19 protein-coding genes and 3 pseudogenes are annotated in these 23,386 nt (G+C 59.7%); 16 read left to right on the forward strand and 6 right to left on the reverse strand.

Annotated features, from left to right (window positions below; all coding sequences use genetic code 11):
* Nucleotides 1-19: 19 nt before the first annotated feature.
* The 3 genes from ACZZ0K_RS06270 (at nt 20) to ACZZ0K_RS06280 (ending at nt 3,269) form a co-directional block, all read left to right on the forward strand.
* On the forward strand, nt 20-1,270 hold the full coding sequence (locus ACZZ0K_RS06270) for a lipoprotein-releasing ABC transporter permease subunit (protein WP_024013629.1): 1,251 nt from the start codon (nt 20-22) through the stop codon (nt 1,268-1,270).
* Entirely contained in the window at nt 1,263-1,961 is a 699-nt protein-coding gene (gene lolD, locus ACZZ0K_RS06275; RefSeq protein ID WP_024013628.1) for a lipoprotein-releasing ABC transporter ATP-binding protein LolD, read from the forward strand. Before ACZZ0K_RS06270 ends, lolD begins: the two co-directional genes overlap by 8 nt.
* Before the next feature lie 63 nt (nt 1,962-2,024).
* Nucleotides 2,025-3,269, forward strand: coding sequence for a lipoprotein-releasing ABC transporter permease subunit (locus ACZZ0K_RS06280; RefSeq protein WP_024013627.1), 1,245 nt, complete (start codon nt 2,025-2,027; stop codon nt 3,267-3,269).
* A 119-nt stretch (nt 3,270-3,388) separates the two neighbouring features.
* Here ACZZ0K_RS06280 and ACZZ0K_RS06285 read toward each other — a convergent pair.
* Nucleotides 3,389-4,734, reverse strand: a pseudogene (locus ACZZ0K_RS06285) (heavy metal sensor histidine kinase).
* Nucleotides 4,734-5,414 carry a heavy metal response regulator transcription factor gene (locus ACZZ0K_RS06290; protein ID WP_252884593.1) on the reverse strand — a complete coding sequence of 227 codons (681 nt, stop codon included), beginning with the start codon at nt 5,412-5,414 and terminating at the stop codon, nt 4,734-4,736. Before ACZZ0K_RS06290 ends, ACZZ0K_RS06285 begins: the two are co-directional and overlap by 1 nt.
* Before the next feature lie 166 nt (nt 5,415-5,580).
* On the opposite strand from ACZZ0K_RS06290, the gene copI reads away from it, so the two are divergent.
* Nucleotides 5,581-6,114 carry a copper-resistant cuproprotein CopI gene (gene copI / locus ACZZ0K_RS06295; RefSeq protein ID WP_258706988.1) on the forward strand — a complete coding sequence of 178 codons (534 nt, stop codon included), beginning with the start codon at nt 5,581-5,583 and terminating at the stop codon, nt 6,112-6,114.
* 61 nt (nt 6,115-6,175) lie between these two features.
* Entirely contained in the window at nt 6,176-7,006 is an 831-nt protein-coding gene (queF, locus tag ACZZ0K_RS06300; protein WP_258706987.1) for an NADPH-dependent 7-cyano-7-deazaguanine reductase QueF, read from the forward strand.
* A 187-nt stretch (nt 7,007-7,193) separates the two neighbouring features.
* On the opposite strand, the gene ACZZ0K_RS06305 is transcribed toward queF, so the two are convergent.
* The gene (locus ACZZ0K_RS06305; RefSeq protein ID WP_150741251.1) at nt 7,194-7,457 is read right to left on the reverse strand and encodes a DUF4404 family protein; all 264 of its coding nucleotides are present in this window, start codon (nt 7,455-7,457) and stop codon (nt 7,194-7,196) included.
* Nucleotides 7,458-7,565: 108 nt separating this feature from the next.
* On the reverse strand, nt 7,566-8,186 hold the full coding sequence (locus tag ACZZ0K_RS06310; protein WP_236169411.1) for an HAD family phosphatase: 621 nt from the start codon (nt 8,184-8,186) through the stop codon (nt 7,566-7,568).
* Between the two features lie 199 nt (nt 8,187-8,385).
* On the opposite strand from ACZZ0K_RS06310, the gene ACZZ0K_RS06315 reads away from it, so the two are divergent.
* From ACZZ0K_RS06315 to rssC, 3 genes are all read left to right on the forward strand, one after another.
* On the forward strand, nt 8,386-9,075 hold the full coding sequence (locus tag ACZZ0K_RS06315; protein WP_150741249.1) for an MlaA family lipoprotein: 690 nt from the start codon (nt 8,386-8,388) through the stop codon (nt 9,073-9,075).
* 345 nt (nt 9,076-9,420) lie between these two features.
* On the forward strand, nt 9,421-10,602 hold the full coding sequence (gene rssB / locus ACZZ0K_RS06320) for a two-component system response regulator RssB (protein ID WP_041477317.1): 1,182 nt from the start codon (nt 9,421-9,423) through the stop codon (nt 10,600-10,602).
* Nucleotides 10,602-11,084: an anti-sigma factor antagonist RssC gene (rssC, locus tag ACZZ0K_RS06325; RefSeq protein WP_003226553.1), complete on the forward strand. Its 483-nt coding sequence runs from the start codon at nt 10,602-10,604 to the stop codon at nt 11,082-11,084. The genes rssB and rssC overlap by 1 nt, the downstream gene beginning before the upstream one ends.
* A 214-nt stretch (nt 11,085-11,298) precedes the next feature.
* On the opposite strand, the gene tal is transcribed toward rssC, so the two are convergent.
* Both tal and ACZZ0K_RS06335 read right to left on the reverse strand, forming a co-directional pair.
* Nucleotides 11,299-12,225 carry a transaldolase gene (gene tal, locus ACZZ0K_RS06330; protein ID WP_041477315.1) on the reverse strand — a complete coding sequence of 309 codons (927 nt, stop codon included), beginning with the start codon at nt 12,223-12,225 and terminating at the stop codon, nt 11,299-11,301.
* A 202-nt stretch (nt 12,226-12,427) separates the two neighbouring features.
* Nucleotides 12,428-13,383 (reverse strand): annotated as a pseudogene (locus tag ACZZ0K_RS06335) (glycosyl hydrolase family 5).
* 289 nt (nt 13,384-13,672) lie between these two features.
* Here ACZZ0K_RS06335 and ACZZ0K_RS06340 point away from each other — a divergent pair.
* The 8 genes and pseudogenes from ACZZ0K_RS06340 to ACZZ0K_RS06375 all read left to right on the forward strand — a co-directional run bounded on the left by ACZZ0K_RS06340 (nt 13,673) and on the right by ACZZ0K_RS06375 (nt 23,318).
* Nucleotides 13,673-14,113 (forward strand): low molecular weight protein-tyrosine-phosphatase, encoded by a 441-nt coding sequence (locus ACZZ0K_RS06340; protein ID WP_073471426.1) that lies wholly within the window; start codon nt 13,673-13,675, stop codon nt 14,111-14,113.
* Between the two features lie 39 nt (nt 14,114-14,152).
* Nucleotides 14,153-16,375: a polysaccharide biosynthesis tyrosine autokinase gene (locus tag ACZZ0K_RS06345; RefSeq protein ID WP_258706986.1), complete on the forward strand. Its 2,223-nt coding sequence runs from the start codon at nt 14,153-14,155 to the stop codon at nt 16,373-16,375.
* Between the two features lie 33 nt (nt 16,376-16,408).
* The gene (locus ACZZ0K_RS06350; RefSeq protein WP_463559019.1) at nt 16,409-17,497 is read left to right on the forward strand and encodes a glycosyltransferase; all 1,089 of its coding nucleotides are present in this window, start codon (nt 16,409-16,411) and stop codon (nt 17,495-17,497) included.
* A 15-nt stretch (nt 17,498-17,512) separates the two neighbouring features.
* Complete coding sequence (locus tag ACZZ0K_RS06355; protein ID WP_258706985.1) at nt 17,513-18,625, forward strand: polysaccharide pyruvyl transferase family protein; 1,113 nt, start codon at nt 17,513-17,515, stop codon at nt 18,623-18,625.
* A complete protein-coding gene (locus ACZZ0K_RS06360) occupies nt 18,622-19,854 on the forward strand; it encodes an oligosaccharide flippase family protein (RefSeq protein ID WP_150741245.1) in 1,233 nt (410 codons plus the stop codon). The genes ACZZ0K_RS06355 and ACZZ0K_RS06360 overlap by 4 nt, the downstream gene beginning before the upstream one ends.
* Nucleotides 19,845-20,947, forward strand: a pseudogene (locus tag ACZZ0K_RS06365) (hypothetical protein). Before ACZZ0K_RS06360 ends, ACZZ0K_RS06365 begins: the two are co-directional and overlap by 10 nt.
* Nucleotides 20,948-20,959: 12 nt before the next feature.
* The gene (locus tag ACZZ0K_RS06370; protein ID WP_150741244.1) at nt 20,960-22,009 is read left to right on the forward strand and encodes an acyltransferase family protein; all 1,050 of its coding nucleotides are present in this window, start codon (nt 20,960-20,962) and stop codon (nt 22,007-22,009) included.
* Nucleotides 22,010-22,187: 178 nt separating this feature from the next.
* Nucleotides 22,188-23,318 (forward strand): SGNH/GDSL hydrolase family protein, encoded by a 1,131-nt coding sequence (locus ACZZ0K_RS06375; RefSeq protein WP_258706984.1) that lies wholly within the window; start codon nt 22,188-22,190, stop codon nt 23,316-23,318.
* The last annotated feature ends 68 nt before the right edge of the window (nt 23,319-23,386 follow it).

Here is a 23,386-nt window from a genome sequence, read left to right on the forward strand (position 1 = left end):
CCTCCGAACAAGCCCCGACATGTTCAGACCTCTCTTCGTATTTATCGGCACGCGTTATACCCGTGCAAAGCGTCGCAATCATTTTGTGTCATTCATTTCCCTGACTTCGATGATCGGGCTCGCCCTTGGCGTGGTCGTGATGATCGTTGTGCTGTCGGTGATGAACGGCTTCGACCATGAGATGCGCACCCGCGTGCTGGGCATGGTGCCCCACGCCACTCTCGAGACCGGCGAGCCGATCAATGACTGGCAGAGCCTGGCCGACAAGGTCAAGCAGAACCGGCAGGTGACGGCGGTGGCGCCGTTCACCCAGATGCAGGGCCTGCTGACCAATAACGGTCAGGTTTCCAAGGTGTTGCTCAATGCCATTGATCCTGCGCTCGAGCGCAATGTGTCGATCATCGACAACTTCATGAAGCAGGGCAAACTCGACGACCTGACACCGGGCAGCTTCGGCATCGTCATCGGCGACAAGGCCGCGACCAAGCTTGGCGTTGGCATCGGCGACAAGGTCACTTTCGTTGCACCTGAGGTCAGCGTGACCCCGGCCGGGATGTTCCCGCGCATGAAGCGCTTCACCGTGGTCGGGATTTTCCATGTCGGCGCCGGTGAGCTCGACGGCTACCTCGGCGTGACCAATCTGCAGGATCTGGCGAAAATGCACCGCTGGAAAGCCGATCAGGTGCAGGGCCTGCGGCTGAAGTTCGACGACCTGTTCCAGGCACCGCGTGAGGCGTGGAACATCGCCCAGCAGCTCGGCGAAGATCGTTACTACGCCCGCGACTGGACCCGCACCCACGGCAACCTGTATCAGGCGATCCGCATGGAAAAAGCCATGATCGGGCTGCTGTTGCTGCTGATCGTCGCCGTCGCCGCGTTCAACATCATTTCCACGCTGGTGATGGTGGTGAACGACAAGAAGGGCGACATCGCCATTCTGCGTACCCTCGGCGCGACACCGGGCACGATCATGCGCACGTTCATGGTTCAGGGCACGGTAATCGGCGTGGTCGGCACGGCGATCGGCGCGGTGGTCGGGATCCTCGCGGCGCTGAATGTCAGTGCGGCCATTTCGGCGCTTGAAGGGCTGATCGGCCACAAGTTCCTTAATGCTGACGTGTATTTCATTGATTATCTTCCTTCGCAGGTACAGAGCCAGGACGTCGTCATGGTCTGCGCCGCTGCGTTGGTCCTGAGTTTCCTCGCCACCCTGTATCCCGCCTGGCGTGCCGCGCGCACCCAGCCGGCGGAGGCGTTACGTTATGAGTGAGTCGGGCATGAGTGAACAAGCAATTCTGAGCTGCCGTAACCTGGGCAAATCCTACGAGGAGGGTCCTGAGTCGGTACAAGTGCTGGCCGGCCTGCAACTGGAGTTGCACCCGGGCGAGCGTGTGGCGATCGTGGGTAAATCCGGTTCCGGCAAAAGTACCTTGCTCAACCTGCTCGGCGGCCTCGATACGCCAAGCAAGGGCAGCGTCTGGCTCGACGGTGAAGAACTGTCTGCGTTGAGCGAGAAAAAGCGTGGCCTGCTGCGCAATCGCGCGCTTGGTTTCGTTTATCAGTTTCACCATTTGCTGCCGGAATTCACCGCGCTGGAAAACGTCTGCATGCCGCTGTTGATCGGCAAGACCGCCATCCCGGAGGCGCGTCAGCGTGCCACGGCATTGCTGGAGCGCGTCGGTCTCGGCCATCGTCTGGAACACAAACCGGCGGAACTCTCCGGCGGCGAACGTCAGCGCGTGGCCATTGCCCGTGCACTGGTGAACAACCCGGGGCTGGTGATGCTCGATGAGCCAACCGGCAACCTTGACCTGCATACCGCCGAAGGCATTCAGGATCTGATGCTGGAGCTGAGCACTTCGATGCGCACGGCGTTCCTGGTGGTGACGCACGACATGAACCTGGCTCGCCAGATGGACCGCGTCCTGCAGTTGCAGGAAGGTTGCCTGACCCCCATCTGACTGGCTGAAACCCGGCGCCCGTAACGGTGCCGGGTCTTTTATTTCTACACGGTGCCCCAGCGAATGTTCAGACCGTTATCGATCTTTATCGGCACGCGCTATACCCGCGCCAAGCGCCGCAATCGCTTTGTTTCGTTCATTTCGATGACCTCGATGATCGGCCTCGCCCTCGGCGTGCTGGCGATGATCGTAGTGCTGTCGGTGATGAACGGCTTTCAGCGCGAAATGAGCTCGCGCATCCTTGGCATGGTGCCCCATGCGACCATCGTTGGCGTCAAGCCGATCGATGACTGGCAGCCAGTCGCTGCCGCTGCGATGAAAAATCCCGAAGTGACTGCCGCCGTGCCGTTCACCGAGATGGAAGGCATGCTGTCCTACAAGGGTTCGATGCAGCCGATTCAGATCAGCGGCGTTGATCCGGCCCAGGAAGGCAAGGTGTCGATCGTTGCCCAGCACATCGTCCAGGGTCGCCTCGATGCCTTGAAGCCGGGCGAATTCGGTGTGGTGATCGGTGAAATCACCGCGCGGCGTTTCCGCCTCAATGTCGGCGACAAGATCACTCTGATCGTCCCGGAAGTCAGCACCGCGCCGGGCGGTATCACCCCGCGCATGCAGCGCCTGAATGTGGTTGGCGTGTTCAAGGTCGGCGCCGAGCTGGACGGCTCGATGGGCCTGATTCACGTCGCCGACGCCGCGACCATGCAGCACTGGCAGCCGAATCAGGTGCAGAGCGTGCGTCTGGCGGTCAAGGATCTGTACGCCGCGCCGAAGGTGTCTGCGGACATTGCCGGTGGCCTCGGCGCCGACTTCAAGGCTGACGACTGGACTCACACCCAGGGCAGCCTGTTCAGCGCGATGAAGATGGAAAAAACCATGATCGGCCTGCTGTTGCTGATGATCGTCGCGGTGGCGGCATTCAACATCATTGCGACGCTGATCATGGTGGTGAACGACAAGGGCGCGGACATCGCGATCCTGCGCACGATCGGCGCCACACCACGGCAGATCATGGCGATCTTCATGGTGCAGGGCACGGTGATCGGTATTGTCGGCACCATCATTGGCGGCGTGCTGGGCGTGATTGCGGCGCTCAATGTCAGTGAGCTGGTCGGCTGGGTCGAGCGCGTGACCGGGCAGCATATCTTCAGTTCGGACGTATATTTCGTCAGCAACCTGCCCTCGGAACTGCAGGGTGGAGATGTGCTGTTGATCTGCTCGGCGGGTTTCATCCTGAGCTTCCTGGCAACGGTGTATCCGGCGTGGCGGGCGGCGAAGATCGAACCGGCGCATGCCTTGAGATATTCGTAAGCGACTCCATGCTCGTTCCCACGCTCTGCGTGGGAATGCCTCAACGGACGCTCTGCGTTCGGCTCTTGAAAGGACGCGAAGCTTCCCGGGCTGCATTCCCACGCAGAGCGTGGGAACGATCAGGTCCGAGGCAACTCGATCACAAACCGCGTCCAACCCGCTTCAGATTCACAACGAATCTGCCCGCCATGTGCCCGCACGATCGACTGGGTAATTGCCAAGCCCAACCCCGCATGTTCACTGCTGCCTTCCTGCCGTGCAGGGTCCGCCCGATAGAACCGGTCAAACAAACGTGGCAGCGCGTGCGCTGAAATCCCTTGGCCACTATTCTCGACGCAAACGCGCACAGCTTTCGCCTCGTCGACGATGCGCAAGCGCACATAACCCTCGGCCGGGGTAAACCGCAGCGCGTTATCCAGCAGGTTCGACAACGCCCGGCGCAACATGCCCCGATCACCTTCGATTTGCGCCTCACCTTCACGGCTCAAACTCACGCCAGCGTCTTCCGCCAATGGCGCAAAAACTCCAGCAGCATGTCGGCCTCATCCGCCAGCTCCAGTGGTTCGCGCTTGGGCATCAGCAAGCCGTGGTCTGCCTTGGCCAGGTAGAGCATGTCGTTGACCAGTTGCGCCATCCATTGCAGTTCTTCGAGGTTGCTGTGCAGCGCTTCGCGGTAATCCTCCAGCCCCCGAGGGCGGGTGAGGGTGACCTGGGTGTGGGTCAGCAGATTCGACAACGGTGTGCGCAGCTCATGGGCAATGTCGGCGGAGAACGCCGAGAGGCGCTGAAACGAGTCGTCGAGGCGTGCGAGCATGGCGTTGAAGCTGTAGGCCATTTCTGCAAGCTCTGGTGGCATCTTCTCTTCAGGCAGTCGGGCATTCAGCGATTGCGCAGAAATCCCACGGGCCACCGCGCTCATCCGCCGCAACGGGCGCAGACCGCTGCGCGCGGCCCAGGCGCCGAGCAGGGCAGTGGCCAGCGCCGACAGGCCGACGGTCAGCCAGATCAGATGCTGCATGCGCTCAAGAAAATGCTGGTGATGGGTGATGTCCAACAGCAGCGTCAGTTGTGGCGAATCCGCTGTGTCCGGGTAGAGCGGGGCGCGCAGCACGCGGTAATCGGTGCCGTCATGGCTGATGGTCGACAGGCCAGTTTGCAGCGGCAGATTCTTCGGAATCTGCACCGAGCTGTCATACCAGTGCTGGCCATCGCCGCTGGTGATGCGCAACGACAGATCCGCCTGACGGCTGAGTTCATCGGCCAGCCGCGCTTCGCGTTGAGCAGGCTGCAGATCCTGCAAGGCGCGGCGCAGGCCGATCAGCTTCGTCTCCAGTTGTTGCTGGTCAAGTTCGATGAAGTGCGCCTCGCTGGCCCGGTCGAACAGCACCCCGGCGAACAGCGAGACCACCGCAGTGCAGGCGGCAAACAACAGTGCCAGGCGCGTGCTCAAGGACCAACGACGCATCACAGCGAACGCTCTTCGAGCACATAACCCATGCCGCGCACGGTATGGATCAACTTGTTGGGGAAGTCATCGTCGATCTTCAGGCGCAAGCGGCGGATCGCCACTTCGATGACGTTGGTGTCGCTGTCGAAATTCATGTCCCAAACCTGCGAGGCGATCAGCGATTTGGGCAGGACTTCACCCTGACGGCGCAGGAGCATTTCCAGCAGGGCGAATTCCTTGGCGGTCAGGTCGATGCGCTGGCCGCTGCGTTCGACCCGGCGGCGGATCAGATCCAGGCGCAGATCGGCCAGTTGCAGGCTGGTTTCCTGGGCGATACCGCTGCCGCGCCGCAACAGGCTGCGCACCCGCGCGAGCAGCTCGGAAAAGGCGAATGGCTTGACCAGATAATCGTCGGCGCCCAGTTCGAGGCCGTGAACCCTGTCCTCCACGGCGTCTTTGGCGGTGAGAAAAAGTACCGGCGTTTCGAGGCCAGCGCTGCGCACCGCTTGCAGAATCTGCCAGCCACTGCGCCCGGGCAGCATCACATCGAGGATCAACAGCGCGTAATCGCCGCTCAAGGCCAATTGCTGGCCGCTGATGCCATCGGCCACCAGCTCGGTATTGAATCCGGCCTCGGTCAGGCCCTGACGCAGGTATTGGCCGGTTTTCGCTTGGTCTTCGACGATCAACAGTTTCATGGGCGACTCGGGCGGGGTTGGTATTTGGAAGGGCGAGGGCGTTATACCGTGAGATCCGGCGATAAGCGCCAAGCTGACAAAGTTGTAATCTGCCTGTCAGGTCGATGCCAGCACTGGGTGGTTAGAGTTTCCCACAGGCTGAACCTTGTCTTGTTGGAGTACGACCATGTTTTTGCGCACCTCGCTGAAAATAGCCACCTGTCTGCTGGCATTGAGTTCGCCAGCCTGGGCGGCACCCGCGCACACCTTCGCCTTCGGCCAGCCGGCAGCGGCGAGCCATGCCACGCGGACTATCGAAATCGTCATGGGCGACATGAACTTCGACCCGAAAGCCATACAGGTCAAGGCCGGTGAGACGGTTCGCTTTGTACTGGTGAATAAAGGCCAGTTGCTGCATGAATTCAACCTCGGTGATGCGGCGATGCATGCCAGTCACCAGCAGGAAATGTTGCAGATGCAGCAAAGCGGCATGCTAACGCCGACAGGCATGAAAGAAATGTCCCACGACATGGCGGGCATGAATCACGCGGCGATGGGCCACGGCATGCAGCATGACGACCCCAACAGCGTGCTGGTCGAGCCCGGTAAAACCGCCGAGTTGACCTGGACCTTCAGCAAGGCCACGGTGCTCGAGTTTGCCTGCAATATCCCCGGGCATTATCAGGCCGGCATGGTCGGCAAACTGACAGTCAGTCAGTAAGCACTCAAAGGCGCGGGCAAAGGCTGGTAGAATCCGCTGATTCTTCAGTCAGGTTTCCGCCATGCATCCCGCAGCCGAACATTCGCCGCTGGGCAAATCCAGCGAATACATCGCCACGTACACGCCGTCCCTGTTGTTCCCGATTCCGCGCACCGCGAAATGGGCCGAGCTGGGCCTGACCGCCGAAACCCTGCCGTATAAAGGCATGGATTTCTGGAACTGCTTCGAGCTGTCGTGGCTGCTGCCCTCGGGCAAACCGGTGGTGGCGATCGCTGAATTCAGCATCCCGGCGGACTCGCCGAACATCATCGAATCGAAGTCGTTCAAGCTCTACCTCAACTCGCTGAACCAGACGCCGTTCGCCGACGTTGCCATATTGCAAGCGACGTTGGTCAAGGATCTGTCCGCCGCTGCCGGTAAACCTGTGGGCGTTCGGGTTCGCAGTCTGAAGGACGTCGAAGCCGAAGGCGTGGTGGCGTTGCCGGGCGTGTGCATCGACGATCTGGATATCAGCGTGAGCAACTATGAGCATCCGCGTCCGGAGCTGCTGCGTTGCGACAATTCGCGCGTGGTCGAGGAGAGCGTGCACAGCCACCTGCTCAAATCCAACTGCCCGGTGACCAGCCAGCCGGACTGGGGCAGCGTGGTAGTGGAATATCGCGGCGCGGCGCTGGATCACGCCAGCCTGCTGGAGTACATCGTCAGCTTCCGCCAGCATTCGGACTTCCATGAGCAATGCGTTGAGCGGATTTTCCTCGATCTGCAGCGGTTGTTGAAACCTGAAAAGCTCACCGTGTTTGCACGTTACGTTCGCCGGGGTGGGCTGGATATCAATCCGTATCGCAGCACTGAAGAGGTGCAGTTGCCAAATCATCGGCTCGTACGTCAATAAAGATCCTGAATGTGCGACATCCAATGTGGAAGCGAGCCTGCTCGCGAATGCGGTGTGTCATTAAACGATGATGTCGACTGATACGACGCCTTCGCGAGCAGGCTCGCTCCCACAAGGGCTTGCATGCACATTTTGCAAATGAAAAAGCCCTGCCATCGCTGGCAGGGCTTTTTTGTGCGGCGGGGCGTCAGATGCCCATGCTGCCCAGCGCGTTGACGATGTTGCGCAGGGTGCCGGCGATCGCCGGGTGTTCGACTTCGAAGCGCTCCACTGCCAGGTTCACGCCATCGGCGATGCTTGCGTTCTGGGTGGCAGTTTCCAGCTGGATCTCCGATTCGATCTGCGCCATCAGCGCATGCAGATCTTCACGCTCTGCTTCCGACAGCGGTGGATTGTGTTTCAGCTGCTCGCGCAGTGTATCGAGCTGTTTTTGCAGTTCTTGGGCGGGCATGGTGGTTTCCTTTTATCAATAGGCACTGGCATTGACCGCAGCCACGCGCCAAAGGTCTATGGCTGACCTTTAGATTAATCCACTCTCGGTAAACCTGCATGACGCCGGTCAGGGCTTTTCGCCTTTGGCGCGGCGCAAGCTGATGTCGGCGAGGCAGGCGTCCAGTTCGCCGAGATGATCGATTACCGAATGCACGCCCAGGCCGAACAACTGCACAGTTGCCTTGCCGCGCAACTGTTCGCGCTCCTTTTGCGAGAGCGCCTGCCATTCGCTTGGGTTAAGGCCGCACAGCGAGCCACAGGACGCCAGGCCAATCGTCCATAACCCGGCATTCAGACCGGCCTGTAACAGGCGCGGCTCACCACTGACCAGCACGCAACCGTCGAGGCGGTCGATGTTCAAACTCATCAACGCCTGCCAGCACGCGTTGGGCGCTGGCCACGGATTCATTGTTGCTGAATGTTGCGTCGGTTTGATCCAGTCCGGCAGCGACGCGGCCAGTGGCTGAGCGAGGGCAGGGGGCAATTCGTCGAGCCACGCGCAGGGAATTCCCTGGCGCTGCAAACTTTTCAGGCTATCGAGTGCGCCCGGTGTAGTTTTGGCATGTTCCGGCTGGGGGTTGAGCTCTCGCGCGGCGCGGGCACCGAAATCCACCAGGCAACCGCTCAGGCCGAACAGCACGGCAGTCAGGCCGGGCGCGGCGACGGGCAAGGTTTCGGCGTGAGTCATGGCAACGTCCCTGAAATAACGCTCAAGACTAAGGCGCTGGGGTGACAGTTGCATGACAGGCGGGTGAAAGCCTGCGTAGGAAACTTCCTGCATATCGTTGCAGCGGCGCACTGCCCAAATCGCCGTTTACGCTTATACTAGCGGCCTTAATGCCCGGGCCGAGAGGACCGCGCCAGTATCGAATCCAAGGAGTTTTTCTATGCGCTGGAGCCCTTCGCTCACTCAGCTAAGTGTATGTGCCAGCCTGTTGCTGGCGCCGTTCGCCACCCAGGCGGCCACCGAAGAAGACCCTTGGGAAAGCGTCAACCGGCCGATTTTCCAGTTCAACGACTTCGTTGACACCTACGCGCTGAAGCCATTGGCCCAGGGTTATGAGTTCATCACCCCGCAGTTCGTCGAAGACGGCATTCACAACATGTTCCGCAACGTCGGTGACGTGACCAACCTGGCGAACAACATCCTCCAGGCCAAACCGGCTGCGGCGGGCGTTGATACCGCCCGACTGATTTTCAACACCACCTTCGGTCTGCTCGGCTTCTTTGATGTCGGCACCAAGATGGGCTTGAACCGCAGCGACGAAGACTTCGGTCAGACCCTCGGTTACTGGGGCGTGGGCAGCGGCCCGTACGTGATGCTGCCGCTGATGGGGCCGAGCACCCTGCGTGACGCACCGTCCAAATACGTCGACAGCTTCACCGGCATGTACCGCTACATCGACCACGTGCCGACGCGTAACTCGATCTTCGGCCTGAACATCGTCGACACCCGCGCCAGCCTGCTGTCGAGCGAGAAGCTGATCAGCGGCGATAAATACACCTTCATCCGCAACGCTTACCTGCAGAACCGCGAGTTCAAGGTGAAGGACGGTCAGGTTGAAGACGATTTCTGATTTTGACCGGTGATGAAAAAGGCGGCCCTCGGGTCGCCTTTTTTGTCCGCGCTAGAGCGTCGCCTGCGACTGCCACTACCTTCCATCGGGTTACCGTTGGAGCGGTTCTTATAACTCCCGGTGATTTGACAAACAAAGTCGTCAAGCGACAATCGGCGCATGCTTGAAACGCTCTGCGGATGGGAGTACCGTCTGCGCCTTAGAAGGGCACCTCTGTTTAAAACCGCGCGCCAGGCGAATGCTTGAAAGCGCTGCAACAGAGAGGCTAGAAAGCGAATCCAGTAGTCTGCGCAGGGCCGTTGCCCCGCTCACTACGCCAACCTAATTCTGGCGCCGTTTGCCCACATGCCAAAAACCAGTGCCACGCTGCTGATAATCGATGATGACGAGGTAGTGCGCGCGAGCCTCGCGGCCTATCTGGAAGACAGTGGTTTCAGCGTCCTGCAGGCCGGCAACGGTCAACAGGGTCTTCAGGTATTCGAGCAAGACGAGCCCGATCTGGTCATCTGCGATCTACGCATGCCGCAGATGGGCGGTCTCGAACTGATCCGTCAGGTTACCGAGCGCTCACCGGAGACGCCGGTGATCGTGGTCTCGGGTGCCGGGGTGATGAACGACGCAGTCGAGGCCCTGCGCCTTGGTGCGGCGGATTACCTGATCAAGCCTCTCGAAGATCTGGCTGTGCTCGAGCACTCCGTGCGCCGGGCCCTGGATCGTGCGCGACTGCTGCTGGAAAACCAGCGCTACAGCGAGAAGCTGGAAAAGGCCAATCGCGAGCTCGAAGCCAGCCTGAACCTGCTCCAGGAAGACCAGAACGCCGGTCGCCAGGTGCAGATGAACATGCTGCCGGAAAGTCCGTGGAGCATCGACGAATTCAACTTTGCCCACCAGATCATCCCGTCGCTGTACCTGTCGGGTGATTTTGTCGACTATTTCCGCGTTGACGAGCGCCGGGTCGCGTTTTATCTGGCGGATGTTTCCGGGCATGGTGCGTCATCAGCCTTCGTCACCGTGCTGTTGAAGTTCATGACCACGCGTTTGCTCTTCGAGTCAAAACGCAGCGGTACCTTGCCGGAGTTCAAACCTTCGGAAGTGCTCGGTCATATCAACCGGGGGCTGATCAGTTGTAAGCTGGGTAAACACGTCACAATGGTCGGTGGAGTCATCGACGAGGAGACCGGTTTGTTGACCTATAGCATCGGCGGCCATCTGCCTTTGCCTGTGTTGTACACGCCTGACAGTGTTCGTTATCTCGAAGGCCGTGGTCTGCCGGTGGGGCTTTTCAACGAAGCCACCTACGAAGACCACGTGCTTGAGCTGCCGCCGACGTTCAGCCTGACGCTGATGTCTGATGGCATTCTGGACCTTTTGCCGGAAGCAACGCTCAAAGAAAAAGAGGCTGCTTTGCCCGAACGGGTGAAGTCGGCGGGCGGCAGCCTGGATGGTCTGCGGCAAGTGTTTGGTTTGGCCACGCTAGGGGAGATGCCGGATGATATCGCCCTGTTGGTGTTGAGCAGGAATCTTTAATGAGTACCGGTAGAATCCAGTTCGCCGAGCAGGACGGCACCTTCGTCCTGAAGTTCGTCGGTGAAGTTCGCCTGACCCTGTGTTCGGCGTTGGATGCGACTATTGAGAAAATCTTCACCGCGCTGAATTTCAACGCGATCGTGATCGATTTGACCGAAACCCGCAGCATCGACAGCACCACCCTGGGCCTGCTGGCCAAACTGTCGATCCTGTCGCGGCAGAAGGTCGGCCTGTTGCCGACGGTTGTCACCACCCACGAAGACATCACTCGGCTTTTGCAGTCGATGGGCTTCGAGCAGGTGTTCAACATCGTCAACCACCCGGTGCCGTGCCCGGAGTGCCTGGACGACCTGCCGGATCAGGACCAGTCCGAAGAAGTGGTGCGAATCAAGGTGCTGGAAGCGCACAAGATTCTCATGGGCCTGAACGATTCCAATCGTGAAGCGTTTCATGATCTGGTCAATGCCCTGGAAAGACACTGACCTCATGAATTGATGGTGTCTGGGCTGGCCTCATCGCGGGCAAGCCCGCTCCCACAATGATCGTGTGAAACCTCAAACTTAGGTTCTCCACATACCCTGTGGGAGCGGGCTTGCCCGCGATGGCGTCGGGTCGGTCGATACATTTATCAGTGCAGGCAAATGAAAAAGGGCGAACCCTCACAGGTTCGCCCTTTTTGCGTTCTACAGACTCAAATCACAGCTTGGCCTGCAGCAATGCTTCCAGTTTTTCCTGGTCGCGGGCGAACTGACGGATGCCTTCAGCCAGTTTCTCGGTGGCCATCGCGTCTTCGTTGGACAACCAGCGGAATTGCGCTTCGTTGAGGCTCAGACGCGCTTCACCGGCATTGCCCGGCGCCAGTTTGCGTTCCAGCTTGCCGGTATCGGCGGCGAGCTTCTCCAGCAGTTCCGGGCTGATCGTCAGGCGATCGCAGCCAGCCAGTTGCTCGATCTGGTTGATGTTACGGAAGCTCGCGCCCATGACCACGGTCTTGTAGTCGTTGGCCTTGTAGTAGTTGTAGATGCGCGTCACCGACTGCACGCCCGGATCATCAGCGCCGGTGTAGTCGTTGCCGTTGGCCTTCTTGTACCAGTCGTAGATACGGCCCACGAACGGCGAAATCAGGAACACCCCGGCATCGGCGCAGGCGGCGGCCTGGGCGAAAGAGAACAGCAGGGTCAGGTTGGTCTGGATGCCTTCCTTCTCGAGGATCTCGGCGGCGCGGATGCCTTCCCAGGTCGAGGCGATCTTGATCAACACGCGGTCGCGGCCGACGCCGGCCTTGTCGTACAGCTCGATCAGGCGATGCGCGCGCTTGAGGATCGCATCCTGGTCGAAGGACAGGCGCGCATCCACTTCGGTGGAGATGCGGCCCGGAACCACGTTGAGAATTTCTTTGCCCACTGCGACGCCGAAACGGTCGCTGGCCAGGCCGACATCGCCCTTGCAGTCGCGAACGCAATCGTTCAGCAGTTCGGCGTAACCGTGAATGGCCGAAGCCTTGAGCAGCAGGGAAGGGTTGGTGGTGGCGTCGACCGGTTTGACTCGGGCGATCGCTTCGAAGTCGCCGGTGTCGGCAACCACGGTGGTGAACTGTTTGAGTTGTTCCAGCTTGGAAGTCATGGGCGTGCTCTATCCTATGGGTCTGAAGACATTACCCGAGCGCTGACGGGCACTCAAGGGTGCATTGGTGGATCGATGGCCCCTGCGGCAACAACCTGAAAACGATTGTTTGAAAGGCGGGGCGCGGTGTCGCTGAATACGATGCCAAAACAGCCCACAGGTTCAAAGCAACCGACCTGTGAACAGGCCGGTCGCCCAACGCCTACTCAGCGTTCAACACACCTTCCACGGACAACCGCGCCGGTTTTGGCTGGCCGTCAGAGGTCAGAAAGCCGAAGTTCTTCTCGCGATCGTTGCTGCCTGAATCACTGTTCCGCCATTCATAGATAGAGGTCAGGGGAATATTGAGGCGTTTAACGTCGGTAATAAACGCGTTGATCTTGGTTGCTTGCCCCTCAGGACCGCCGTTGGAGGCGAGGGCCGACACCCCCATTCACTGATGACCCCCGGCAGATTGAAGTTCTGCTGGATGAAGGTCTGCGCGTTGCTGATCTGCGTGGCGGTCATGCCGTAAGGGTGGTAGGACACGGCGTTCAAGCATTTGGGGTACTCGCTGACGATACTTTTCAGCGCCACCGTCGACGCCGAGCCCGCGCTTGGCGGCCGGGCGAAGCCGAAACCGACCCGTGGTGTCGTCTGTGGCTGAGCTTCGAAGGCCTTGCACATGCCGGCCATGAACGGCACGAACGTTGTGTCGAAATTGCGCGTCGGCCAATAGGTTTCCAGGTCCGGCTCGTTCCAGATTTCGATCGCCACCAATTGCGAGCTCCAGGATTTTTCCAGCCCGGTCACAGTGTTGGCGAACTTACCGCCGGCGGCGTTCAGTTCCTCGGGCGAAGTGGCCGGCAGTGCCTTGATCGCGCGCACCGTCAGCAGCACCGGCAGGCCGGCGGAAGCGGCGGCGGCGAAGGCGTCACTGACCTGTTTCTGATAAGTCTTGGCGGTGAGGCTGTCGCTCCACACACCGAAGCGCACAAAGCTGAAGCCGGCGGCCTTGATTTGTGCGGCATCGGCGGCGGTGAAGCTCTGGATTTTCACCTGCACGCCGATGGTTTTCGCCGGAAGGTTGGGGAACAGCTCACTGGCGTGAACCTGGCTGGTGGCACCGAGCGCCATCAGGGCGAGGGCGGCGAGTTTATTGCGCTGTGCTGTTTTCATGTCTGCTCTCCTGAAGAGAATGACAACTACGAATATTTATCCCGTTACTCAATTTCCGATAACGGTGATGGCACTAAGTGCGCGAATGTTATTTTTTGTCAGGAAAACAGCAACTGAAAATCACAGTTATTTTTAGTCCGCTAATTGTGGTTGGGGCGGCTTAAAACGCTGTGGTACTTAATGTTCCTGTACTAACAGGGCGAAGCTATTTCTGAGTGCAGGAAAGTCGTGAGGGTTCATTAACTTTCACGGCATGTTGGCTGTTTGATATTACACAGGAAAGCAAGACTTGTTCAAAAAGATCCTCGTTGTCTGCGTGGGCAATATATGCCGAAGTCCGACGGCTGAACTGCTGCTGCGCAACGCGCTGGGCCAGTCCGCCATCACCGTTTCCTCAGCCGGCCTGTCCGCCCGCGTGGGCGAGGGCGTGGAAGCCTCGGCGCGGCAGGTTCTCGAAGAACACGGGCATTGCGCCGAGGCCTTCAAGGCGCGGCAACTGACTTCGGACATCGTCAATGACTCGGACCTGATCCTGGTCATGGAAAAAGCCCACGTCAATCAAGTGCTGAAGATTGCCTCGCACGCCCGAGGCAAAGTGTTTCTGCTCGGCAAGTGGCAGAGCGAGCGCGAAATACATGATCCGTATCGTCAAGGCAAAGCCGCGTTTATTCATGCCCATGCATTGATTGAAGATGCTGTTAGTTCATGGGCGAAGCGCCTCGGGCATTGATGAATCTTCTTCAGAACAGTAAATGGTAAGAACAGACTTATGCAGTTACCGTCCGTAATCGGCACCCGCGACAAAGATCAAGACAGTATTGATCTGCTCGGCATCTTCGGCAGCCTGATCGACCAGAAGTGGCTGATCGGCGCGCTGACGGGCGCCTTCATGGTCACCGGCGTCGCCTATGCGGTTCTGGCGACGCCGGTGTACCTGGCGAACGCGCTGGTGCAGGTCGAACCGAAAAAGAACGACATGCTCGGTTTCTCCGACCTCAACAGCATGCTCGGTGGGCAATCGCCGTCGGTGACCGAAATCGGCATCATCAAATCCCGCGCGGTGATCGGCAAAACCGTTGACGACCTGCGCCTGGATATCGACGTCACGCCCAACACGTTCCCGTTGATCGGCGGCTTCCTTTCGCGGCGCTATCGCGGTGACAGCGAGACCAGCGTCGCGCCGCCGCGTTTCGGTTTGAACAGTTATGCCTGGGGCGGCGAACGTCTGGAGTTCACTCGGCTGCAATTGCCGAAAGACCTGCTCGGCAAGAAACTCACCCTGATCGCCGGCGAGCAGCAGCGTTTTCAGCTGTTCGATGAAAACGACAATCTGCTCGCCGAAGGCGTGGCCGGCGAAGCGTTTGCCAACGATGGCGTGGAAGGGCAGATCGCGCACTTTTCGGCCAACCCCGGCACGCGCTTTCAGGTGGTGCGCAATCCTCGGATTGTGACCATTCAGGGCTATCAGGACGCGCTGGATATCTCCGAACAAGGCAAAGAGTCGGGGATCATTCGTCTGGCGCTGGCCAGCTCGGACGCGGCCGAGGCGGTGAAGATTCTCAACAAGATCGCCTCGCTCTACGTCGAACAGAACGTACGGCGCACTTCGGCGGAAGCCGCGCAGAGCCTCGCGTTTCTGCAAAGCCAGTTGCCCCAGGTCAAGCGTGATCTGGCCAAGGCCAGCGACGCCTTGAATGCCTACCAGACCCACGGCAAGACCGTAAACATCTCGCTGGAAACCCAGTCGGTGCTGGGCCAGTCGGTGGCGCTGGAAACGCGCATCTCCGAGCTGAAAATGCAGCAGGCCGAGCTCGATCGCAAGTTCACCAAACAGCACCCGGCCTATCGCGCCTTGATGACGCAGATCGGCGAATTGACCCAGCAGCAGAAATCCCTCGAAGGCAAGGTTCAGGACTTGCCGGCCACCCAGCAGGAATTGCTCAACCTGACCCGTGACGTCGAGGTGGCTTCGCAGATCTACACGCAGTTGCTGAACAAATCCCAAGAACTGGACATCGTCCGCGCCGGGGCCGTCGGCAACGTGCGCCTGATCGACACCGCCGATGTCGACCTGACCAATCCGATCAAACCGAAGAAACCACTGATCGTGCTGATCGCGACATTGCTCGGCGCGTTTGTCGGCGTGGCGCTGGTGCTGCTGCGCAAATCCCTCAGCCGTGGCCTTGAAGGCCCGGAAGGCATCGAGCAGTTGGGCCTGCCGGTTTACGCGTCGATTCCCTACAGCGCCTTGCAGGAGGAAGAGGACAACAAAAAGGGCCGCGCCCGCGATGGCGTCGACAAACCGGCGTACCTGCTGGCGCTGCGCAATCCGACCGATCTGTCGATCGAATCGATCCGCAGCCTGCGCACCTGCCTGCACTTTGCCGGGCTCGATTCGACCAACAACCGCATCATGATTTCCGGGCCGAGCCCGCAGGTCGGCAAGACCTTCGTCTCGTCCAACCTTGCGGCGGTCATGGCCCTGAGCGGCCAGCGCGTGGTGCTGATCGATGCCGACATGCGCAAAGGGCACCTGCACAAAACCCTCAACACGCCGATCAGCAATGGTTTGTCCGACCTGCTGGTCAAGCGCTGCACCCTTGAGCAGGCGATCAACAAAGTCGAAGTCGACAACCTGCATTTCATCAGCCGGGGGCAGGTGCCGCCCAATCCTTCCGAGCTGCTGATGCACGCCAACTTCCGCGAACTGCTGGCAGAACTCAGCGAGCGCTACGACCTGGTGATCATCGACACGCCGCCGCTTCTGGCGGTGACGGATGCCGCCATCGTCGGTCGCGAGGCTGGCATCAGCCTGATCGTCACCCGCTTCGGGGTGAACCCGGCCAAGGAGATTGAACTGACCATTCGCCGCTTCGCCCAGAACGGCATCGAGTTGAAAGGCGCGGTGTTCAACGGCGTCGAGAAGCGTGCGGCCAGCTATTACGGCGGCACTGGCTATTACAACTACGAATACGCGTCCGACAAATCCTGATGGTTGCCGATTGTTCTTTCCTGTTTGAAGTGGGTGAGTTGTGAAAAAATACTGCACGTGGCAGAGACGATCAAAGGTGGCGTGGCGACGGTGATCCGCACGATCTCGACATCCCCAGAAGACGACGCAGCGAATTATCAACTGGTCTATCTGGTGCCCGAGGATCAGGCCAAGGAGCTGCACGGCATCGCCCCGCAGCAGGTGCGCACCTTTCCACGTAGTGGCCGCAACGTGCCGTCGCTGCTGCGTTTCGCCTGGCGTCTGAGCCAGGTGCTGCTCAAGGAAAAACCCGACGTGGTGCATTTGCACAGCACCTTTTCCGGGGTGATCGGCCGTGTGGTGTGTGTGCTGTTGCGACCATGGCGCAAGCCGAAAATCGTCTACTGCCCGCATGCGTTTTCGTTCCTGATGGAAAGCTCGCCGACCAAGCAGAAGGTCTACGCGTGGATCGAGCGCGTGCTGCAGAAAGTCACCGACGTGATCATCTGCGTCAGCCAGTACGAGCTGGATAAAGCCGCGCGTTTCGGTATCGAGCGCAAGCGCATGAAGCTGATCTACAACGGCATTCATCACAAGGATGACGCGCCAAAAACCGCTGGCGCCGAGCCGATTCATCTGCTGTTCGTCGGGCGCCTGGATTACCAGAAAGGCTTCGACGTGCTGCTCAAGGCCTACGCCAAGGTCAACCGCAACGACCTGAAACTCACCGTGGTCGGCAGTGCGGTCAACGAAGATTCGGTCGAGTGCCCGCCGATGGATTCGGTCGAGTACCTGCCATGGGTGACCCCGAGTGAAGTGCAGGCGCTGTATCAGAAAGCCGATGCGCTGATCGTGCCGAGTCGCTGGGAAGGCTTTGCCATGGTGCCGCTGGAAGGCATGGCCATGGGGCTGCCGGTGATCGCCAGCAACTGCACTTCACTGCCGGAACTGGTCACCAATGAAGTGTCCGGCTACGTCTTCCCCTCCGGCGATCACCAGGCGCTGGCCGACGTTTTAACGATCATCCAGAAGCCGCGCCTGCTCGACCTCGGCAACGAAGGCCGGAGCATTGTCCGCGAACGTTTCAGCGCCGCGTTGATGATCCGCCAGACCTACGACCTGTATCACGCTCCCACTTATTAAGTAGAACTCAAGCTTATGAACGTAACGATTTTGCATGGCTACAGTGCGTCCAACTCCGGTGACGGTCTGCTCGTCGATCTGGCCATTGCTCTGGTGCAGCGTAACTTCGGTGACGACACCGCGATCAGTGTCGTGGCGTCCGACCCTGAGTCGTTCAACTATCTGCCGCACCCGCGTTTCGATGCGCCGGTGATGGCGGCCAAGGGTCTGGGGCGGGTCAAGCAAGCGGTGTTTCTCAATCAGTCCTACGCCGGGCTCGCCGATCTGCTGAAGACAACCGATCTGATCGTCGGTGTCGGCGGCGGTTACATGCGTTCGAAAAGCGCCTTCGAGCACATCAAGCTGAAGCTCGGCCATGCCAAGCAATTGGAAACCGCGATCCTCAGCAAGGTGCCTTCGGTGTACCTGCCGCAGAGCATCGGCCCGTTCCACGGCGAGAGCAGCAAGATCGTCGAACACTACGCCAGCGCCGATGCGGTGTTCGTGCGTGACAACCGTTCCTCGGCGATTTTTGACGCTTGCGAAAACGTCTACCGCGCGCCGGATCTGGCCGTGCAGTCGCTGGCGAGCAAGATTCTTCAGCAACCGAAATTCACCCGCTGCGCCGCCTCGCCGGCGACCGTCTGCGTGGTGCTGCGCAAGCCACCGGAGTGGAGCAAAGAGAAGAAGGTCGCTTACGTGGCCAATCTGAAACTGCTGCTGCAGCGTCTGAAGAACAAAAGCAAAGTGGTCTGCGCGGTACAGAGCGCGGTGCGTGGCAACGATGACGGCGCGTTCTACCGCGAGCTGGGCATCAACGAAGACCTGCTGTCGCTGAAGGCAACCATTGCCAAGTACCAACCGGACCTGGTGATCTCGGTGCGTCTGCACGGCGCCATCGAATCGCTGCTCTCCGGCGTGCCGGCGTATCACATCAGCTACGAGCGCAAAGGTTTTGGCGCCTACCAGGACATGGGCGTCGAGGACTGGGTGATCAACGGCGGCGACATCGACGTCGACACCATCATCAACACCGTTTACGCGCCCAATGCCTTGGCGGATTTCGGCAAGCGCCTGACCGACACCTGCCGCGAGATAGAGGCGAAAACCGTGGCCATGGACGAAATCATCAAGGGTGTCGTTCGATGATATTTCGGCTGTTGCTTCGCGGCGGAGCCTTGGGCGCGAAGTTCTTGCTGGTGTTGGCCATCACCCATTACCTCGGATACGAGGCGCTGGGCTTTTATGGTGTGGTGGTCGCGGCTTCGCTGATCGCCTCGAAGTTCTACAGCGTCGGCTTCAGTTCCGAAATCAACCGGCTGATCAGCGTCGGCGGCAGCTCGCGGCGGGTGGTCGACAAGGTTCTGCTGCTGTATCTGGCGGTCGGGCTGTTGTTGTCGGTACTGACGGTGCTGGTCTATTCGCTGTTCCAGTCGGTGGAAGCGACCGCCACGCTGATCCTCTGCGTGACCCTGGTGCTGCTCACTGAGCACCTGTCGTTCGAAATCAATTCCTTCGTGTTTTCTGCGCAGAAAGCCACCGCCGGCGCCTTGCTGTTCTTCATCAAGACCGGCCTGTGGGCGGTATTGGCGGTGGGCGGCATGGTGCTTGGCTGGGTCGCGGGCATCGCCAGTGTGTTGTGGCTGTGGGTCGCCGCCAACGTGCTGGTGATCATTGCGGGTTACCTGATCGTGGTTGACGTGCACAAGGGCCGCGAAGCAGCGCCGCTGGACACCGCGACGGTGTGGAAGGCCGGGTTGCCGTTCTATCTCGGCACCGGTCTGATCGCCCTGAGTCAGTACGCCGAGCGCTTTCTGATCATCGACCTGGAGCCCTACGCCAGCCTCGGTAAATATGTGTACGCGTGGTCGGCGGCCAACACTTTGCAGGCATTGTCTTATGCGGTGGTGGCGGTGGTCGGCATTCCGGTGCTGGCCAAACGGTTTCAGGCCGATCAGCAGGCGTTCACGGTCAGGCAACTGTTCGTCAACAAATGGGTGATGCGCTCGCTAGTGGTCTCCGCCGTTGTGGCCGTGGCGATCTATGTGTTTTTCAATGTGCTGCTCGATTATGTCGCCAGCAGCGTGCCGCGCCCGGATAACGCGCTCCTCGCGGTGCTGATTGTTTCCTTCGCTTTGCGGGCGATTGGCGACATCGTCTGGGGCGGTTTGATTGCTTCGAAAAACAGCCGGGTGTCGCTGGCCAGCGCGGCGCTCTGCCTGCTGATTTCAGTGCCGGTCAGCTATGTGCTGATCAAGCATTACTCGATCTATGGCGCGGCGTGGGGCAACGTCTTCGCCATTGTCGTGCAACTTGGTGTGATTGCAGTGTTGACCCGTGTCACCGGAGCGAAAAAGGCTGCGCTGTCATGGGCTTGAAGCTGCCGCGCATCGAGTTTCGTGGGCGCAAATTCGATTCGTCGATTTCCTTTCTGATTCTGTTCACCGGGCTGTTTCTGTCAGTGGCGATGCCGTTGCTGGTGCCGCGTGATCCGGGTCCGGATGCGATGACGTTGTGGTCGTCGTATGCGCGTGCCGACAACTGCAATTTCTGGAACCCGTTCTCGCCGGATCGCTCGTCCTACGAGTGTTCGGCGTTCCTGCTGCGGCCCACCGGGATCAACCTGACCAATGCCTGGGCCTACGGCATGTTCTGCAATTTCTTCCTCACCGCAATTCCGGTAGTGGTGTTCCGGCGCATGCCGTTGACCATCTTCGGCACCCTGTGCCTGTGGGGCATCGTGCGCTCGTTTTTCCTCGAGAACCTGACCAAGGAAATCATCGTGTCGGTAGCGGTGTTGAGCATTCTGCTCAGCGCATTGACGCGCAAATATCGCGGCGGTTTTTTCTCTCGGCGGTGATTTACGGTGTGCTGATCCGGCCGTACTGGATTCTGTTTTCGCTGTCGTGGGTCGGCGTCTGCGTGATGAAAAAGTACGTCTCGCGCTTCACCTTCTTTCTGATGCTGTTCCTGTTTTATCTGGCGGTGGCCATGGCCATTCAGCTGGCGCTGGGCTTTCCGGTGTCGTCGATCCGGGCGAGCAACAACGAGCTGCGCACGGCGGGCGAGGAGGGCTCGAAGTCGCTCATCGTGTCGTGGCTCAGCGGCAGTGACTTCGTTTCCCAGGCACTGGACTCGATGATCATTTTCTTCCGCCTGTCGTTTCCGGTTGAGCTGATTCTGCTGTCCGGGCCGGGGCAGGTGATCTTCGTTGCGCTGATGATCATGACCGCGCTGCTACTGTTCAAAGTCATCACTTCGACCGACTACAAGGGCGCGCCGATCCAGACCAAACCCAAGGAACTGATCGCGATTCCGCTGGCGTTTCTGTTGGTGCAAGGCTTGTTCGAGCCGGACTTCGGCTCCTTCGCCCGACACTTCTCGATGGTCGTGCCGGTGTTGTTCGTCGGCCTGGGCTTGATGCTGCGCGCGAACAAACCGGTGCAGGTCGAATCAAGAATTCTCACTTAAGGCAGGTGCTCTATGTCGAGCAAGAAAAAATCCCTGGAGATCGAAACCCTACGCGGCCTGGCGTGCCTGCTGCTGGTGCTCTATCACGTCATCGGCCCGCTGGGCGGCGGCTTGAAGATCGACATCGGCTCGCCGTTCCGGGTCATCGCCGACTCGATGGTGTACGTGCGCATGCCGCTGTTCACGTTCATTTCCGGCTACATCTATTCGATCTACAAGATTCGCGGCAATGACTTTTCCGCCTTCTTCGCTGGCAAGGTGCGGCGGCTGATCGTGCCGCTGTTCTGCGTCGGCGTGCCGTTCTCGGTGCTGCAAGCGGTGGGGCCGGGGGTGAACAAGGACGTCGGCGTGATCGACGCGTTGTTGTCGTTCTGGGTGCCGATCAACCACTTCTGGTTCCTGCAGGCGGTGTTCAGCATTTTCATCTTCGTCGGCTTGCTGGAGTGGCGCGGCCTGTTGCGTTCAGCGACGCGGCTGTATGGCTTGTTTGCGTTTGCTGCGGTGTTGTTCCTGCTGCCGCCGTTGCCGCTGGATGCGTTCGGTATCAACGGTGCGATTTACCTGCTGCCGTTTTTTGTTGCGGGGATGATCGGTCAGGAAAATGTCGATGTTTTGAAGCAGCGTTTCAAAGTGATCGGGCCGCTGTTGTTTGTGCTGATCTCGCTGACGCTGTTGTATGTCGCGGCGATTGATCGTGAGCTGATTGTCGATCGCCGCAGCCTGATTGGTTTGACGGTGGGTTGCGTGTCTTGCATTGCGTTGCTGTCGAGTGACATGCGTTCGAGAGCGCTGACCTGGCTGGGCGGATACTCCTATGCGATTTTCCTCTTTCATGTTTTGTTCGCGGCGACCTCGCGGTTTGTTCTCGGGCGCCTCGGCGTGAAGGATGAGAGCTTGCTGGTGCTCGGTGGTCTGAGTTGTGGATTGCTCGGGCCGGTGCTGTTGGCGATGGTGTTCAGTCGGTTCAATTTCACTTCGGTGCTGTTCCTTGGCGAGCGTGCGGCGAAGCGGAAACCGTTGGCGCCCATCACCCCGGTGGTACAGACGCAATCCTCCCTGTAGGAGCTGACGAGTGAAACGAGGCTGCGATCTTTTGATCTTTTGTCGTGGCTTGCGAAGATCAAAAGATCGCAGCCTCGTTGCACTCGTCAGCTCCTACAGTGGATTCGTGCAAGTCACACCATCCTTGTGGGAGCGAGCCTGCTCGCGAAGAGGCCATCCCGGACAAAGGAAATATTCAATGATGCCAGTAGACGCCCCTCAAACAGTCGCCACCTCGGCCATCACGGTAGACGATGCCCGCCAGCGCTTTGCGCAGTGGCGCGACGGCAAGACCGGCAAGGTGCTGGCGGTTTCGGTGATCGGCGACAGCTACACCGCCGGGCAGGATTTCTACCTGAACAAACTGGTGCAGCGAGTGGCCGCCGAGGTGGGTTTTGCCGGCCCCGGTTACGTCGGTTTCAACCACGGCGCGGCGCTGGGCGGCACGCACTTCAAATACACCCGCAGCAGCGACAAATACTTCGGCGGCGGCTGGAAGGTTTCCGACCTGGGCCAGGCCAGCCCGGACAGTCGCACGATCAGCGGCAAGCCGGGTGCCTGGTTGCAAGTCGATGCCAGCCCTTCGCCGCGCATCGATACCACGGTCGCTCAGGCGAAACTGTTGTATCTGGGCAATGGCGAGTCCGATGAGTTGCGCTATCGCTGGTCGCCCGCCCAAGACTGGCAACCGTTGAAACTCGCAGGCTCAGGTGTTCAGGAAGTCGCGCTAGCGGGCGCTCCATCAGCCGCAGACTGGTCATTCAGACTGGAAGTGGTGAAGGGCGCGCCGACACTGTTCGGCCTGTGGCTGGGTAACCATCAGCAGGGCGTGCGAGTGTCGAAACTGGCGGCCTCCGGCGCGGCATCGGCGGATTTCTATCACGCCGATCCGCAGTGGCAGACGCAATGGAAAGCTGTGGTGTCGAAGATTCCGGCCGACGTGTACCTGATCATGCTCGGCGGCAACGATCAGGGCTTCGGCGTCAAACCTGCGCAGTACCTGCAAAACGTTCAGGGCCTGGTGAGCATGCTGCGTGAGATTCAGCCGGCGGCGAGTATCAACCTGATCATGCGTCAGGACACCACGCGTTCCAGCGCTTACCCGATGTCGGCCTATGCGCAGGTGCTCGAGCCGTGGGCGCATGAGCAGCAGCTCGGTTTTGCCAACCTGCAATGCGCATTCGGCCCCGACGTCAAACGCTACGCCAGCGCGATGATCGGCCCGGACAAGATTCATCCGTTGCCGGCCACGGGCGGGAAGGTGATTGCCGATTATTTTTATGGCTGGATAACTGGTACGAGTACCGGTTGCGACGACTCGCCACCATGATCGTTCCCACGCGGAGCGTGGGAACGATCAATGCTGACTGTGCCGCCGCTTTCGCGAGCAGGCTCGCT

It is taken from the genome of Pseudomonas sp. AC255, from assembly GCF_979258175.1.

Bases quoted from the DNA above. Each gene is read 5' to 3' on its own strand.
- ACZZ0K_RS06370 (WP_150741244.1), top strand. From the start codon at position 20,960: ATGTCGAGCAAGAAAAAATCCCTGGAGATCGAAACCCTACGCGGCCTG.
- ACZZ0K_RS06360 (WP_150741245.1), top strand. From the start codon at position 18,622: ATGATATTTCGGCTGTTGCTTCGCGGCGGAGCCTTGGGCGCGAAGTTC.
- ACZZ0K_RS06305 (WP_150741251.1), bottom strand. From the start codon at position 7,457: ATGCCCGCCCAAGAACTGCAAAAACAGCTCGATACACTGCGCGAGCAG.
- copI (WP_258706988.1), top strand. From the start codon at position 5,581: ATGTTTTTGCGCACCTCGCTGAAAATAGCCACCTGTCTGCTGGCATTG.
- ACZZ0K_RS06315 (WP_150741249.1), top strand. From the start codon at position 8,386: ATGCGCTGGAGCCCTTCGCTCACTCAGCTAAGTGTATGTGCCAGCCTG.
- queF (WP_258706987.1), top strand. From the start codon at position 6,176: ATGCATCCCGCAGCCGAACATTCGCCGCTGGGCAAATCCAGCGAATAC.
- ACZZ0K_RS06270 (WP_024013629.1), top strand. From the start codon at position 20: ATGTTCAGACCTCTCTTCGTATTTATCGGCACGCGTTATACCCGTGCA.
- lolD (WP_024013628.1), top strand. From the start codon at position 1,263: ATGAGTGAGTCGGGCATGAGTGAACAAGCAATTCTGAGCTGCCGTAAC.
- ACZZ0K_RS06345 (WP_258706986.1), top strand. From the start codon at position 14,153: ATGCAGTTACCGTCCGTAATCGGCACCCGCGACAAAGATCAAGACAGT.
- ACZZ0K_RS06290 (WP_252884593.1), bottom strand. From the start codon at position 5,414: ATGAAACTGTTGATCGTCGAAGACCAAGCGAAAACCGGCCAATACCTG.
- ACZZ0K_RS06280 (WP_024013627.1), top strand. From the start codon at position 2,025: ATGTTCAGACCGTTATCGATCTTTATCGGCACGCGCTATACCCGCGCC.
- ACZZ0K_RS06310 (WP_236169411.1), bottom strand. From the start codon at position 8,186: ATGACTCACGCCGAAACCTTGCCCGTCGCCGCGCCCGGCCTGACTGCC.
- ACZZ0K_RS06375 (WP_258706984.1), top strand. From the start codon at position 22,188: ATGATGCCAGTAGACGCCCCTCAAACAGTCGCCACCTCGGCCATCACG.
- tal (WP_041477315.1), bottom strand. From the start codon at position 12,225: ATGACTTCCAAGCTGGAACAACTCAAACAGTTCACCACCGTGGTTGCC.
- rssB (WP_041477317.1), top strand. From the start codon at position 9,421: ATGCCAAAAACCAGTGCCACGCTGCTGATAATCGATGATGACGAGGTA.
- rssC (WP_003226553.1), top strand. From the start codon at position 10,602: ATGAGTACCGGTAGAATCCAGTTCGCCGAGCAGGACGGCACCTTCGTC.
- ACZZ0K_RS06355 (WP_258706985.1), top strand. From the start codon at position 17,513: ATGAACGTAACGATTTTGCATGGCTACAGTGCGTCCAACTCCGGTGAC.